Below are 15649 nucleotides of genomic sequence, written 5' to 3'. Positions count from 1 at the left end.
CAAAAAAATATAAAATACTTGAATTATGGACAAACGTTTGCAATCTAATAAATCTATCGATATTATGCTTTTTTGGATGTATTAGTGATTTAATTGGCTTTAAAAATTTTGAAAAATCTTAATAAATCCTGTTAAAATACTATTTTTGAAGAGGTTTATGGCTTATTAAAACAATAAAACATACCACCCAATCTATTCAAAACAAATATTACGAAACTTATGATTTACACCGTTAAAAGGCTGGGACTTATACTTCTTTGTTTCAGTTTATTTAATCAATCTTTCTCGCAAGAAAAAATACCGTTGCCAGAACATCCACGACCCGATTTCGAACGTTTAGAATGGCAAAATCTAAATGGTAACTGGGCTTTCGAATTTGATAAAAAAGATGAAGGTGAAAAGGCTCAATGGTTTAAAGGGACGAAACCTTTTACAAAAACTATTTCGGTGCCATTTCCTTGGGGGTCGCCGCTCTCTGGCGTAAAAGATGAGGCTGATATTGCTTGGTATAGCAAAAAAATTACCGTTAAACCTGAATGGAAAGGTAAACGCGTATTTGTTACAATTGGAGCCTCTGATTGGAAAACAACTGTTTGGCTCGATGGTAAAGAATTAGGTAGCCATGAAGGTGGTTATACACCATTTTCATTTGAGTTGACCAATATCAAATATGGTTCACCACAAAATTTGGTAATCAGAGTAGATGATAAACGCCGTGAATTTACACTTTATGGTAAACAAGGCTATGGAAATGCTCGTGGATTATGGCAAACGATTTACGTGGAGGCTCGTGGACAGAATTTCGTTGATGCTCTACATTTTACCCCTGATATTGATAAAAAACAGGTAAAAGTAACAGCCTATTTGCCGACTTCACCCGTAAAAGACCTTGACGTAGAATTAACTATTGGGGCTGGAAATCAGAAAGTGGTAGTACATGAAGTATTTCCGAAAGGTAAAACTGAGTATTCGTTTGTTGTACCGATGCCAGCCGCTCGTTTATGGACACTTGAAGACCCATATCTTTATGATGCCAGCTTAAAATTAGGTGATGATGTAGTGAAATCTTACTTTGGAATGCGTAAGATTTCAACAGTAAACTTACCCAATACGAATTACAAGTATATTGCCCTCAACGATAAACCAGTGTATATGCAATTGGCTCTCGACCAATCATATCATCCAACAGGTTTTTATACTTTCCCAACAGATGAGTTTATGAAAAATGAAATCCTTTTGGCTCGCAATATTGGCCTAAATGGAATTCGTACGCACATCAAAGTTGATGTTCCTCGTAAGCTATATTGGGCTGATAAATTGGGTGTTTTGGTGATGTCTGATTTGCCAAATTTCTGGGGCGAACCTGATAAAAATGCACAAAAAGAGTCGGAATTTACACTTCGTGAAATGATTAAGCGTGATTATAATCACCCTGCAATTTTCTCATGGATTACTTTCAATGAAACTTGGGGTTTGAGAACCAAGCAAGAAATTAATGGCAAAAAGCAAAATATTTACCTTCCTGAAACACAAAAATGGGTAGCCTCTGTTTATCGTTTAGCTAAATCATTGGATGCTACTCGTCTGGTAGAAGATAATTCGATTTGCTGTGGGGCTGGTCATACAGAAACCGATATTAATTCATGGCATGAATATTTACCGGGTTCTGGCTGGGAAAAACACTTAAAGACAATTGACGAGAATACATACGTAGGTAGCCAATTTCATTATGAGAAAGGCTACTTACAAACCGATGTGCCAAACATCAATTCTGAATGTGGCAATGTTTGGGGCTATGAAGGTAGTACTGGAGATGTTGATTGGAGTTGGGATTATCACCGAATGATTAATACTTTCAGAAAATATCCTAAAATTGCAGGTTGGCTTTATACTGAGCACCATGATGTAATCAACGAATGGAATGGCTATTATCGCTTCGACCGCTCTGAAAAAGAAACAGGTGTTGGCGAATTAGTAGATGGAATGGGTATTAAAGATTTTCATGCAGATATTTATCTTTCTACAGGAAATGAAATTAGCCGTAGTGTGAAGCCCAAAGAGGAGGTAACCGTTCCTTTGTATATGTCGGTCATGACTGATAAAAACTTAGGAAACAGCCTAAACTTGAAAGTAAGCCTTTACGGTTATGATGCTCTTGGACAAAAGAAAACTTGGGGAAGTTTTAGTAAGACAGTGCCTTATGCCCCTTGGTTACAAAAAGAAATTGAATCACTGAAACTTACTATGCCTGATGAAAAATCGGTGGTAATTGCTGCTTTGGTTTTAGAAGATAATGCAGGAAATGTTGTACACCGTAATTTTACCACTTTCATAGTAGAAGGAAGTACACCAACCGAAATGACTTTATTGAACGGTAAAAAAGCCAAATTGGTGAGTATCGAACCTAAAAACTTCAGCAATGCTCAGTGGAGCAAAAAACAATGGAATGTTTTAGATGGTCTGAAAGTAAATGGAGCAGGAAGTGGATTTTTTGAGTACAAAATCAAAGTTCCAACTGATGCGAAATTCGAAAGTGCTTCATTTGTTGCTGAAGTTGCTTCGAAGCAACAATTTGCAAAAGATATGGATAAAAAATTGGCAGGAAATGAAGATTATATGTTGGGGGCTATCGCAGAGCCGAGTCAAAATAAAAATGCCTACCCGATGACCGATACTTCAAGATATCCAAGTGCAGTTTCGGTAAGTATCAATGGCGTTTTTGCTGGTAGATATGATCTGAGTAATGACCCTGCCGACCACCGTGGAATTCTTTCGTGGCATAATCAACCGCAAGACCGTAAATTATACGAAGCTGGTTCTTATGGATATCGCTTAGGGGTAAATATTCCACAAAAAGCACTTGAAGTTGCTCGTACAACGGGCGAATTTGTAGTTAGACTTGAAGTAGATGGAAGCTTACCTGGTGGTTTAGCTATTTATGGTGATAAGTTTGGTCGCTACCCAATGAATCCAACTATATTGTTGGTTGGTAATTAATATTTTGGAGAGATATCCAATCAAAAATAGGAGTTTGCTCTTGCAAACTCCTATTTTTGATTTTTACCCTCTTTCAAAAAAATCATTGATTATTTTTGGGAGTAGGGGCTGGGTTAATGATTACATCCACCGGACGGCGAGGGCTTGCTACCGATGGAGATTGTTGTGTGCCTGCATTTGCTGGTTGTTGCTGCATTTCCACCAATGTTGGTTGTGGAGTTGTATTTGGTTCTTGTGGCACTTTCGTATCTTTAATGGCCGCTTCACATTGTTTAATAGCGGTCATTGATTCATTCATGAGTCCTTCTTTGGCTGCTTGATAATAAAATGACATGGCTCTTTTGAGCATATCGGCTGTAGCAGCTGGCGTACGCTGACGCATGGCCAAACGTTGTAATTCTGCTCCTTGTGCCAAAGTAATGTGTGCAATTTGCCCACGATTAGGGTCATCTGGGTTTATAGCTACCAATTTTAATAGATTTTCTTTGGCAGGTTGGTATTTTTGTAGAGCAAAATAATCTTTGAATTTTTGAGTTAAATATAAGGCATGGGAGCTATTTTTAATCTGGTCAGTAATCTGACTTGAGGCCTCAAATTCTGGTAGTTGGGCACATTCACGATACTTAAAGAAAGCATCCCAATAACGCCCTGTCTTGAAATATGTATCTGCCTCATCGAGCATGTATGCACGCGATATTTGGGCATTACTTCCTAATGGAAGTAAAATAATCCAAGAGTTCAGTGTAATAAACCGAAGCAGTTTCATAACTTTATATTAGATTTTAGCCAATAAATTAACAATAAATTGAACGTAAAGGTTTAAATCTCAATAGGTTATATAGTTTTTAGTTTTGTGCTTCAATGCACCAAATATAACGCATTTTCATACAAAATTATTGAATACTTGAGATTAAATACAATTAAATTTTGCAAAAAATTACAGCTTACATAAAGGATTTTATTACTCGCAATACTGATTTAGACTTGATTGTGAATCCAAATGATTTTCCTGATACTCCGTATGATTTTATTTTTATACCACAACAGAAACTAGTCATTCATTGTATTTCAATCGGAATTGAGTTGGGCAGTACTTATTTCTTTCAAGAACTGAGTCATATCTTTACACCAAAGAATCTGAAAGTAATTCATCTTTGGGAAGATATTTGGTACTCCAAACAGCCAATTGTAGAGTCAAGACTTCGAGCTTTGCTCGGAAAAAGTGATACCATTCCAGCTCGTCTCACAAAGGTAAGTCGGATAGAAAAGCCCGTACTTGATAAATTCCTTGAGGATAATCATTTGCAAGGTAAAACCAATGCTAAACTTAAATATGGCTTATGGCTTCCAAAGCAGTATTTTAGGGTGCTTCATGATGAAAGTTTTAGATTAGAAACATCAGAGAAAGAAAGTCTTTTAGTGGCAGTGGCTTCTTTTAGTAATGCCAAAAAAATTGTGCGAGATGGACAAGTATTTCGCTCTTATGAAATGATACGTTTTGCTAATTATAAAGGCTTAACGGTGGTAGGAGGACTCAATAAATTGCTTAAAAAGTTTATAGAAGAAAACTCTCCCGATGATATTATGACTTACGCCGATGCCGATTGGTCGGATGGCTCGAATTATGAAAAATTAGGTTTTGAGCGAATTACTCAAACGCCACCGATTGCTTTTTGGGTTGATAAAGAAACTTTTACAAGAAAATATATTGAAGATACTATCGGAAAAGCAAATGTGTATAATGCTGGAAACTGGAAGTTTTTGATGAAGTTGAAAAATGCTTGAAACAATAGATAATAAATCATTGGTAGTAATTCTGGGGCCAACGGCTTCGGGAAAAACTAAGTTGGCGGTGAATTTGGCCGCGAAAATTGGTGGAGAAATCATCAGTGCTGATAGTAGGCAAGTGTATAAAGGAATGAATATTGGTACTGGAAAGGATTTTCAGGATTATTTGCCTGTATTTAAGCAAAATTCGGCGTGGCCAGCAGGAATTGAAGGTTTATATTTGGTGGATAATATCGAAGCAGGCGATAGTTATAATGTGGCATTTTTTCAGCGAGATTTCCAAAAAGCTTTTCAAGAAATCATTTCAAGAGGTAAAACACCAATTCTGTGTGGCGGAACGGGTATGTATATCGAAGCAGTATTACGCGATTATGAAGACACACAAGTGCCTATTGATGAGGAGTTTAGAGTGTTTCTAATAACCAAAACTGATGAAGAACTAACTTTAATATTTAAAGAAAAATATGCTTCGTTTTGTCATAATTCCGATATTTCTACTCGAAAAAGGCTCATTCGAGCCATTGAGATTGGAAAGTGGAGGGCAAAGAATGGCAAAGGCGGTGAAAGGATATTAAACGCCATTGCTAATTATAAGATTCTTGTTTTTGGCATTGATATTCCAACTGAAATTCGGCGAGAACGAATCACAACACGATTAAAGATTCGCTTGAATGAAGGAATGATTGACGAAGTGCGAGGCTTGCTTGAAAGTGGAATTTCCGCTGAAAAACTTATTTTTTATGGTTTGGAATATAAGTTTATTACAGAGTATTTGTTGGGAGAATTAGCTTATGATGAAATGGTAAAGCGACTCGAAATAGCCATTCATCAATTTGCTAAACGCCAAATGACTTTTTTTAGAAGTATGGAGCGTAAAGGGATTAAAATCAATTGGTTAGATGGCATGAAACCACTTGAAGAAATGACCGAACAATTACTCGGAATACTCAGAAATTAATATAGCAAAGACAATACACATTTTCTATTATTCATTTTTAATTTTCCATTCAATAATATGCGTACGGTAGCCATTTTTATTTTTGATGATGTAGAGGTTTTAGATTTTACTGGCCCTTTCGAGATTTTCGGTGTTGCTGGCAAGCAAAATGGCCAAAAAGGCTATTTTAATGTATTTACTGTTGCAGAAAAAAGCACAATTTCTGCTCGAAATAATTTAGTTATTACTCCTACCTATACCTTCGAAAACTGCCCGATACCCGATATTTTACTCATTCCGGGCGGTGGAGGCTTTAGACCTGATGGAACACCCTTTGGTTCGCGTAAAGAAATGAATAATCAACGCTTATTAGATTGGGTGAAAGCCATGAATGAAAAAGTAGAATTATTATTATCAGTTTGTACAGGCTCCTTAATTTTAGCTAAAGCTGGTTTATTGGAGGGGCTATCAGGCACAACCCACTACAAAGCAGTTGAGCAGATGAAAGAAGTTGCTCCAAATACCCAATTGTTTCCGCAAGAGCGTTGGGTAGATAATGGTCGAATAATATTGTCGGCTGGTGTTTCTGCTGGTATTGATATGTCGCTTTACGTGGTTTCGAAATTATACGGGCAATCGGCTGCTAGTGATACCGCTACCTATATTCAGTATGATTATTGGAAATAACCGTAACGATATTTCTTCACAAGAAAAATACAACTGATTTTAAGCGGAAACTTAAATGTTGTAATTGAGATTATTGTTTAAATACGTTGTTATTTTTGGAAAATATTTCACTTTATCAAAAAAATAACATTATTTTAGCATAAAGTCTCATTGTAATTTTGAGGCGATATATTCCTGTACGCCTGCGTAATTTGTGGCACTAAACCACTCAAACGAATCTTGATTTTTAAACCATGTCATTTGACGTTTGGCGTATCTTCTCGAATTTCTTTTTAGAAGTTCTACCATCGTTTGGTAATCATATTGATTATCAAGGTATTCAAAAACTTCTTTATAGCCTACTGTTTGTAGTGCATTGTGGTGGCGATAATCAATCAAGGCTTTCACCTCTTCCATCAAACCATTTTTCAACATTAAATCCATCCGAAGGTTTATTCGCTCATAAAGCTCTTCTCTTGGACGCTCGATTCCGATTTTTATTATATTAAAATTTCTTTCAATAGGATGTTTCTTATGAAATGACGAAAAAGGTCGACTGGTACTCAAACAAACCTCTAAAGCACGCACAACCCTTTGTGAATTTTGGAGGTCGGCGGTGACACAATATTCGGGGTCGAGTTTGCGAAGTTCATCAGCCATTTTTTCTAACTCACCATTTTCTAAACGCTGCATCAATGCTTCACGCAAAGCCAAGGGAGCTTCGGGCATTTCATCGAGACCATCCGTAATAGCTTTTACAAAAAGCCCCGAACCACCTGTCATGATAGCAACTTTTTTTCGCTTGAAAATATCATTTTGGAGTAAATGAATGGCGTCTCTTTCAAAGTCTCCAGCACTATAATATTGGTTAATATGATGCGAATCAATGAAATGATGCACCACTCCAGCCATTTCTTGAAGCGTTGGTTTGGCAGTGCCGATACTTAATTCTTTATAAAATTGGCGTGAGTCACACGAAATTATTTCAGTATCAAGAGCTTGAGCCAGCTTGACACACAAATCAGTTTTGCCCACAGCCGTTGGGCCAACGATAATGATTAAGTTACTTTTTATACAAGATTCAGTCAAATTTTTAGAAATAGACATTCAAAAATAAAGGATAATTTAAAATGAATAATTGTGCCCCAAAATATACGCTACTGAATGGATTTCACTCCAATTATTCAAATGAATACTTTCTAAATAATAAAAAATGAAGCATTTCATAAAATTAGCCCTAAATTTATTCACTCATTTGCTCATTCACTAATTCATCATTGAAATTCTATGGAATTTTTGCTTTTTCTTGTGGCGATTGCCATCGGTGGAATTGCCGCTTGGCAGGTTTTTAATTGGATGTACGGCAAAAAACTACGTGATAATAAAGATGAATTACGTAAAGAATCAACACTTTTATTGGAGCGAATTGAGAAAGTATTTAAAGTGGTGATGGCCGAAGGGTATTTCACTGAAATATATGACCATAGCAGCAAAAAGGAGTTAATGGGATTTTTTAAAGTCAATAAAAAGGCTTTGGTGGTGGCACGTGCAAAAGTATCGGTTGGCTTTGATTTTGGAAAGATGAAAGTGAGAAGAGATGAGAATAGTAGAAAGTTATTGGTGGAGCAATTTCCAGAAGCAGAAATTTTATCAATAGATACTGATTATAAATTTTATGACATTGACCAAGGTTGGCTACATAAATTTAATCATGAAGATTATACGAATATATTAAATGAAGCTAAAAAATTGATGCAAGAAAAAGCACTAACGAGCGATTTACCAAAAGTTGCCAATCGACAAATTGGGTTGATGATGAATCAGTTAGCTGCATCGATGAATTGGGAATTAGAATTTAAGCAATTACCAAATTCTGAGCAAAAAACACTTGCTGAATTGACAGATTTTCAAGAAGAATCGTAAGGGCGTATACGATACGCCCTTGCAAAAGCCTATTTCTTCAATAATTTGAATAATAATTCAGGTTCATTAGTAGTGATAAACTCAAATTTTTGAGCAAGTAAATTTTTCATTTCTGCTTCATCATTTACTGTCCAAGCATTTAAAATGAGCTTATTTTTCAGAGCAGCCTCCGCCCAAGTTGGATTTTTCTTGTAAACCGAAAAATGGTAATCAATTCCATCTATTTTATCAGCTAAAATTTGCTCAGGCGATTTATCTCCGTTTAAATGCTGCGTGCTAGCATCGGGTTTTACTTCTTCAATTCGCTTCAAAATATCATAATCAAAACTGATATACACTGTTATTGCTTCAGCATTTAGGTCTTTCACAAGTTTCAAAACCTTATCAGCAATCAATTTTCCTCGCTCTTTACTTGCCGAAGGTTTGATTTCACAGACAAGTCTTGTGGTTTTGTTGTTTTCCTTTCCTACCAAAATATATTCCCTCAAAGTTGGTAGTTTTTCTCCATTTGAAAGGGGTACTTTGGCCAGTTCGGCATAAGTTGTTTTTTCGATGTCGAGTTGATTATAATGTGGGTCATGGTTGATAATGAGAGAATCATCGAGGGTCATTCTTACATCAAATTCGGAGCCTGTACAACCTAATCGGATAGCCTCTTTGAGTGATGCAATAGAATTTTCGGGTAGGTTTTGAGTTTTCCATGCACCACGGTGGGCAACCACTGGATTATTGGCAAACTTGAAACTTGATGCACTGTTTTTTGAAACTTTACAAGCATTTAGAGCAATAATTGATGATAGTAAAAGAATACTTTTTTTCATGTCGTGATTTTTTTGATAAAAGTACAAAATGTCAGAAAAAAGTAGAGGTTTTGAAACAAAAGATAATAATTAACCTTTCAGCCACATCGGATTACTCGCTAATATTTTGGCATAAACCTCACAATTTTCGTCATGTGCATGTGGTAAATAACCAATGCTCATTAAGAATTCGTTGACAATTTCACCTCCTGTAAACCTAAATGTTTTTTTGAAAAGCTTTATCCATTCAGTTTTTGTTTTTGGATGATGCGAAGCCAACCAATTTCCAAACGAACCGTGTTCTTTTTGTAGAATCAGAATTGTTTTAGCATTTTCGATAGCCGCATTGATTTTGAGTCGATTTCTGATAATCCCTGCATCTGCTAAAAGGCGTTCTCGGTCGTCATCGGTGTAATTTGCTACTCTCTGTATATCAAAATTATGATAAGCTTCACGAAAGGATTGTTCTTTTCGTAAGATTGTTTCCCAGCTAAGTCCAGCTTGATTAATTTCGAAGATGAGGCGACAAAAAAGTTCATTATCATCATGAATCGGGAAGCCGTATTGTTGGTCATGATAGGCTTTGTGAAGAGCCTTTCTTTCATCCGACATCGTTTTGATAGCTGTGCAGTAAGACATTTTGGTTGAAGAGGTTTTTATAAAATATAGAATGAACCATCTCAATTTTTGAAATAAAAAACGCCCTTTTGGGGCTAAATATGGGTACCAGATGCTTGTTAGAAAGGTTAGTTTTGAAAAAATGAGTTCCATAGGAAAGAACCATTTAACTACATTGGCCGTTCCTATGGAACTCAAAATTAAAACACACTATTTTATCGTACGAGCGTCTCTACCTATATTTGACCCTTTACAGGCTTTTTTTAATTTGAGACAAATAGGTTTTTAGAAACTTAAAAAGTAGCTCCGAGGGGAATCGAAGTTGTCCGCAACTCCGACCCTATCTAAATTTCAGGAAACTTAAAAAGTAGCTCCGAGGGGAATCGAAGTTGTCCGCAACTCCGACCCTATCTAAAGTTTAGGAAACTTTAAATTAGCTCCGAGTTGCATCGAAGTTATCCGCAACTCCGACCCTATCTAAATTTCAGGAAACTTAAAAAGTAGCTCCGAGGGGAATCGAACCCCTATCTAAAGTTTAGGAAACTTCTATTCTATCCGTTGAACTACAGAGCCATTTATATTAAAGGAGCGAAAAATCTTTCACTCCTTTATTACTGCAACAAATTTATAAAGAATTTTGTTTTCGATGCATTATTCTACACCAATTTCATCAACAAATAACCAAGCAGGGTTTCCTTTTCCGGGATGATTGGCAGGAAGTAGGCCATAATTCTGAGCCACAACTCTAATGAAGCGTCCTTTTTTACCTTCTGCTCCAATGCTCAATTGTTGAACTACCTTTTGCTCTCCATCTAAATTACCTAAAGGCATCTTTTGGACACTCGTAAATTTCTTTCCATCTTCTGAAACCAAAACTTCTACATCACGCGGAAGCATAATCCATGAAGAACTTGCTCTCAAAAAGGCAAACGAGACTTTTTGAACTGCCATCACTTGCCCTAAATCAATTGTTACATCAAGGTTTTTCCCTTCAAAACCTACCCAAGTATCAAAATTATTAGCTTCGCCTTTTACACCATTAGTGAGTCCGTAAGTTTCACCTCCAGTATAACTTTTGGGTTGATTCACCAAAGTATATTTTCTGCCAGTTGATTTATTTATGTAATAATACTTACTAATTTCTTTACCCAATTTTTCACCTTTAGCTGAGAAAGTTAAAGCTCTAATGTTGGCATCTTGGGTTACCACAACACCTGTTGAGGGCTGATATAAAAGCGAACTCGCCGTAGGTTCAGTACCATCAATGGTATATCTGATTTGTGTGTCTTTGTCGGCATTTTGAAGTTTCAAGGCTACTTGACTTTTTGCATTTACCGATGATGTTATTTTTACATCATAATAGGCAGTTGAGTAATTAACCGCTAAATATTTCAAACGTTCGAGATGCGTTATCAGGCGATTAGTGAAATCAGTATAATTTTTAGCCGACGTCTGGCTCCAGCCAACTTCGGCTAATGCTGTTGCTCTCGGAAAAACCATATATTCTGCGTGGCTTGGTGTAGCAATATATTCCGTCCAAACATTTCCTTGTACCCCTAAAATATGTTTTGCTTGTTCGGGAGTGATACCTTCAGGAATTGGGTTATAAGCATACACTTTTTCAAGAGGCAAATAACCACCAATAGCCACTGGCTCAGAAGATGGGTCTGACTGATAAGCATCTAAATAACAATGGCTACCTGGAGTCATGATGGCATCGTGGTTTTGTTTAACAGCCTCGATGCCTCCTTCAATACCACGCCACGACATAATGGTTGCGTTAGGTGAAATACCTCCTTCTAAGATTTCATCCCAGCCAATCATCTTTTTGCCTTTTGAGGTCAAGAATTTATCAATACGCTTAATGAAATAACTTTGTAATTCATGCTCATCTTTTAGACCTTCTTTTTTCATTAAATCTTGGCAAAACGGACTGTTTTTCCAAGAAACTTTTGGACACTCATCGCCACCAATGTGTACGTATGTGCTTGGAAATAAGCCAATTACTTCGGTTAGTACATTTTCTAAAAATGTAAAAGTTTGTTCAGTTGGACAAAATACATCATCATAAACACCCCATTTAACCCCGACTTCATACGGGCCTTTCGAACAACCCAATTCTGGATACGATGCCAATGCTGCTAATGCGTGGCCGGGCATTTCTATTTCTGGAATTACATTTACAAATTTCTTTTCAGCATATTTTACTACCTCCTTGATTTGCTCTTGTGTGTAGTAGCCACCGTAAGGTTTGCCATCGAATCGTTGGTCTGAGTAATGTCCTTCCATTGATTCTTTGCGTTTTGACCCAATTTCGGTCAGTTTTGGATATTTTTTTATCTCAATTCTCCAGCCTTGGTCATCGGTTAAGTGCCAATGAAAAGTGTTCATTTTATGTAAGGCTAGTAAATCAATGTATTTCTTTACAAAAGAAACAGGAAAGAAATGACGACCTACATCGAGCATCAAACCACGGTACTGAAATTGTGGATGGTCATAGATTGTGCAGTTCGGCACCTGCCATTGGATATTTTGAACGGGCGAACTACTGTAAATTTGAGTCGGTAATAGTTGTAAAAGGCTTTGAAGTGCGTAAAATTCGCCTTTGGCCGTTGCTCCTGTGAGAATAATGCCGTTATCTTCTACTTTCAGTGTATAATCTTCTTGTAATAACGTTTTATCACCAACTTTGCTTGTTAGCGGCATGAAAACAATAGCTTTACTAGACGGATTTCCCTCAAATTCTTCGATATTGAGTGCAAATCCCGCAGTAATTTGGAAGCGTTCGGCCAAAAGTTCAGCTAATGGTCTTAAATCTGAGTTATTTTTAGGAATCAGAATTTTGGTTTGGGCATTTACAATAAAAGAACCATTGGCTGTGGTCAGTTGAGTAGGTTTGGGAATAATAGCATATTTGTTTTGTGCAAAGCTACCAAAGGCATACGCCACAAGGCATAGTAAGCCGAAAATTTTCTTCATGATAAATATGGAGAGGTTATTGAATTTTTTAGGAAAACGAAATACGGCTTTTCATGGTATAATTGCAAACAAAAATTTATTTTTTTATTTTTGTTGATAATGATAAATTATTTTAATAATTATTTATTAAGTTATGAATGAAAAATACCACAGCAAGGTGGGCTATTATTTTGAAACATTAATTTTGAAAAATCCCTCAAATTCATTGTATTTTGTATTATATAACATAAATAATGGCAACCTATATTGCAGATGAAATTTCAATCAATCCAGAAATTTTGGTGGTTAAGTCTATTAACAGGGGTATGAGGATAACGGTACAGACTGTTCTTGAGTTTTTATATGCTGGAACAAGCAAGGAAGAAATTTTAAAACAATATCTGATGCTATAAACAGAAGATATTGATGCCTGAATGCAGTTGGCTATAAAACTGATGGAAAACAAGTATATTATCAAGGAAATAAAAGAAGTAGCATGATTGAAACAGAGTATTTGATTGACGAAAATTTTCAATATTGTTTTTCTATATGGAAAGACAATAACCAATTTGACATACAGTATGATGCTCCTGATGAGAATATTTGAGAATATGGCAAGGTAAATAATTTATCCATTATTACTAATAGATGCAGACTTCTCCAACAGAATACTTCTTTCTTCTCCTCCCCTTAAAGTGATTCCTATTCATGTTGGAAACATTAGTATGAGAGTTTTTTTGTTTTTATTAATCAAATTTGTGCAGATGTAATAGTTACCTTTCATCCTAAAAGACAACACAACCAACAAAAAATAAACGGGAAAACGGATATTCAAAAAGCCAATGCTTCGCAAGATTAAAAGGGCTACAAAGCCAAGCATTTAACAATACAATTTGCAGAACATTAAATTTTACCCAGCTATACTCAAGCCCCCCGACTACTTGACAAGTTTGCAGACTGTTGTTGATAAGATATTTAAAGTTTATTGCGACTAAATCAAAAGACTTCTTATATTTGACAATTATTGTCAAGTTAATATTTTCAAATTGAAAACGACCGGAGAAATAATCAGAGAGAAAAGAGAGAAAAAAGGGTTGCTATTGCGACACCTTTCTGCTCAACTCGACATTGACACAGCTATACTCAGTAAAATTGAACGTGGCGAGAGAAAAGCCACACGAGAACAAATTACTAAGTTGGCTGACATACTTGAACTCGACAAAGAATCATTGCTTATTCAATATTTGAGTGAGAAAATTCTTTACGAAATTCAAGACGAAGATTTGGGAATTCAAGCACTCAAAGTTGCTGAAAAAACAATTAAATACGGAGGAACTAAAAACAAATAAAATGGCAGAATTACTATCAATAAAAGAAGCAAGCCAGTGGGCGACAGAATATTTGGACAAAAATGTTACTACTTCTAACATTTCCTATCTTATCCAATACGGCAGGATAAAAAAAATAGGTGACAATGGTTCTACACAAGTAATCAAAGAAGAACTAATTGAATACTATAAAGAGCAAAAAAAATCGAGACAAGAAGAATGGAAAGAACAGCTTGGTGAAGATTTGAACTGGGCTTTATCATTTGAACAATACAAGGAAGCCGAGACTACAAAACACGTTCACAGACTTCATCCATACAAAGGAAAATTTATTCCGCAGTTAGTTGAATATTTTCTTGACAACCACACCGACAGATTCAAGAAGGAAGTTTATTTCAAGCCCGGAGACATTGTTTATGACCCATTTTCAGGAAGTGGAACGACTATGGTTCAAGCTTGTGAGTTAGGAATACATGCAGTTGGAAATGATGTTTCTGCATTTAATGCCATGATTGGTAATTGTAAGTTAACGAAATATAACCTTGTTGATGTTCAAACTGAAATAGACAGAATTTCTAAAGCATTAAAATCATTTTTAGCAGACCATAAAACGCTTGAATTTGAAGACAGGCTTTTAAAAGAGTTGTATGTTTTCAACAACAAGTATTTTCCAGTACCGGAATACAAATACAAAGTAAAACGCAAAGAGATTGACGAGAAGACTTATGGCCAAGAAAAGGAGCAAGAATTTTTGCCAACATTCAATAAACTCGTAAAAGAATATAAAATAAAATTACGACAAGACAAAGAAGATTCATTCCTTGACAAATGGTATACGCAACACATCCGTGATGAAATTCAATTTGTGTTTGATGAAATCCAAAACATTAAAAATTCCGACACCAAAAAAATCGTCAGCGTTATTCTAAGTCGCACTATTAGAAGTTGCAGAGCAACCACTCATGCAGACTTAGCAACATTGCTTGAACCAATTACGGCAACTTATTACTGTGGTAAACATGGAAAAATGTGTAAGCCATTATTTTCTATTCTAAAATGGTGGGAAACATATTCTAAGGACACTGTAAAAAGATTGACTCAGTATGACAAGCTTAGAAAAGATGCATTTCACACTTGCTTAACAGGTGACAGCAGAAACATTGACATCGTAGAAGGTCTTAAAAAACTCAATCCTGATTTTGCCAAACTTGTTGAAAAACAAAAAATTAAGGGTATATTTTCATCGCCACCTTATGTTGGTTTAATTGACTACCACGAGCAGCATGCATATGCTTACGATTTGTTTGGCTTCGAAAGAAAAGACGAATTAGAAATCGGGCCACTTTTCAAAGGACAAGGACGAGAAGCGAAACAAAGCTACATTCAAGGGCTTAGTGATGTGTTGAATAACGCCAAAAAATATCTCGTTGACGATTATGATATTTTCCTCGTAGCAAACGACAAATACAATATGTATCCGACAATTGCAGAAAATGCAGGAATGCAAATAGTTAATCAATATAAACGACCAGTATTAAACCGAACTGAAAAAGATAATTATGCGATTGCAGCTTAGAAATATTTGGGCGTTCCCCTTCGGGTCGGGCTTTCCGTTCCAATCTTTTTGTTCGTTC

The 15649-nt window shown here is 36.0% G+C and carries 13 protein-coding genes and 1 tRNA gene; 8 read left to right on the top strand and 6 right to left on the bottom strand.

Translation table 11 applies throughout. The features are described 5' to 3' along the window. The first annotated feature begins 219 nt into the window (after window positions 1-219). Window positions 220-2997 (top strand): glycoside hydrolase family 2 protein, encoded by a 2778-nt coding sequence (locus EMTOL_RS04005; RefSeq protein WP_015027985.1) that lies wholly within the window; start codon window positions 220-222, stop codon window positions 2995-2997. 82 nt (window positions 2998-3079) lie between these two features. On the opposite strand, the gene EMTOL_RS04000 is transcribed toward EMTOL_RS04005, so the two are convergent. Further along, the gene (locus tag EMTOL_RS04000; RefSeq protein WP_015027984.1) at window positions 3080-3763 is read right to left on the bottom strand and encodes a hypothetical protein; all 684 of its coding nucleotides are present in this window, start codon (window positions 3761-3763) and stop codon (window positions 3080-3082) included. A gap of 161 nt (window positions 3764-3924) precedes the next feature. Here EMTOL_RS04000 and EMTOL_RS03995 point away from each other — a divergent pair, with 161 nt between their 5' ends. Genes EMTOL_RS03995 through EMTOL_RS03985 form a run of 3 tightly spaced genes read left to right on the top strand, consistent with a single transcriptional unit; the run spans window position 3925 to window position 6409 of the window. Beyond that, the gene (locus EMTOL_RS03995; RefSeq protein ID WP_015027983.1) at window positions 3925-4782 is read left to right on the top strand and encodes a hypothetical protein; all 858 of its coding nucleotides are present in this window, start codon (window positions 3925-3927) and stop codon (window positions 4780-4782) included. Next, a complete protein-coding gene (miaA, locus tag EMTOL_RS03990) occupies window positions 4775-5743 on the top strand; it encodes a tRNA (adenosine(37)-N6)-dimethylallyltransferase MiaA (protein ID WP_015027982.1) in 969 nt (322 codons plus the stop codon). Before EMTOL_RS03995 ends, miaA (EMTOL_RS03990) begins: the two co-directional genes overlap by 8 nt. A gap of 57 nt (window positions 5744-5800) precedes the next feature. After that, window positions 5801-6409, top strand: a complete 609-nt coding sequence (locus EMTOL_RS03985; RefSeq protein WP_015027981.1) for a DJ-1/PfpI family protein — start codon at window positions 5801-5803, stop codon at window positions 6407-6409. Window positions 6410-6556: 147 nt separating this feature from the next. Here EMTOL_RS03985 and miaA (EMTOL_RS03980) read toward each other — a convergent pair whose 3' ends face one another. Next, the gene (gene miaA, locus EMTOL_RS03980) at window positions 6557-7495 is read right to left on the bottom strand and encodes a tRNA (adenosine(37)-N6)-dimethylallyltransferase MiaA (protein ID WP_015027980.1); all 939 of its coding nucleotides are present in this window, start codon (window positions 7493-7495) and stop codon (window positions 6557-6559) included. Window positions 7496-7675: 180 nt separating this feature from the next. On the opposite strand from miaA (EMTOL_RS03980), the gene EMTOL_RS03975 reads away from it, so the two are divergent. Beyond that, complete coding sequence (locus tag EMTOL_RS03975) at window positions 7676-8311, top strand: DUF4230 domain-containing protein (RefSeq protein ID WP_015027979.1); 636 nt, start codon at window positions 7676-7678, stop codon at window positions 8309-8311. Between the two features lie 29 nt (window positions 8312-8340). On the opposite strand, the gene EMTOL_RS03970 is transcribed toward EMTOL_RS03975, so the two are convergent. From EMTOL_RS03970 to EMTOL_RS03955, 4 genes are all read right to left on the bottom strand, one after another. Then, the gene (locus EMTOL_RS03970; protein WP_015027978.1) at window positions 8341-9132 is read right to left on the bottom strand and encodes a glycerophosphodiester phosphodiesterase family protein; all 792 of its coding nucleotides are present in this window, start codon (window positions 9130-9132) and stop codon (window positions 8341-8343) included. Window positions 9133-9201: 69 nt separating this feature from the next. Further along, a complete protein-coding gene (locus EMTOL_RS03965; RefSeq protein WP_041693894.1) occupies window positions 9202-9750 on the bottom strand; it encodes a DNA-3-methyladenine glycosylase I in 549 nt (182 codons plus the stop codon). Window positions 9751-10230: 480 nt separating this feature from the next. Continuing rightward, window positions 10231-10302 (bottom strand) — tRNA-Arg (locus EMTOL_RS03960). Window positions 10303-10380: 78 nt separating this feature from the next. Then, window positions 10381-12708: a glycoside hydrolase family 20 protein gene (locus tag EMTOL_RS03955; protein ID WP_015027976.1), complete on the bottom strand. Its 2328-nt coding sequence runs from the start codon at window positions 12706-12708 to the stop codon at window positions 10381-10383. A gap of 233 nt (window positions 12709-12941) precedes the next feature. Between EMTOL_RS03955 and EMTOL_RS03950 the strand changes: the two genes are divergently transcribed. The 3 genes from EMTOL_RS03950 (at window position 12942) to EMTOL_RS03940 (ending at window position 15591) form a co-directional block, all read left to right on the top strand. Next, a complete protein-coding gene (locus EMTOL_RS03950) occupies window positions 12942-13100 on the top strand; it encodes a DUF433 domain-containing protein (protein ID WP_305953170.1) in 159 nt (52 codons plus the stop codon). Between the two features lie 633 nt (window positions 13101-13733). Then, complete coding sequence (locus EMTOL_RS03945; protein ID WP_015027975.1) at window positions 13734-14036, top strand: helix-turn-helix domain-containing protein; 303 nt, start codon at window positions 13734-13736, stop codon at window positions 14034-14036. A 1-nt stretch (window position 14037) separates the two neighbouring features. Beyond that, window positions 14038-15591 (top strand): DNA methyltransferase, encoded by a 1554-nt coding sequence (locus EMTOL_RS03940; RefSeq protein ID WP_015027974.1) that lies wholly within the window; start codon window positions 14038-14040, stop codon window positions 15589-15591. Window positions 15592-15649 lie beyond the last annotated feature (58 nt).

Origin of the sequence: Emticicia oligotrophica DSM 17448 (genome assembly GCF_000263195.1) — a bacterium.
GTDB lineage: Bacteria > Bacteroidota > Bacteroidia > Cytophagales > Spirosomataceae > Emticicia > Emticicia oligotrophica.
Note: the sequence above shows the minus strand (reverse complement) of the source record. Positions and strands in the feature narration are given on the sequence as shown.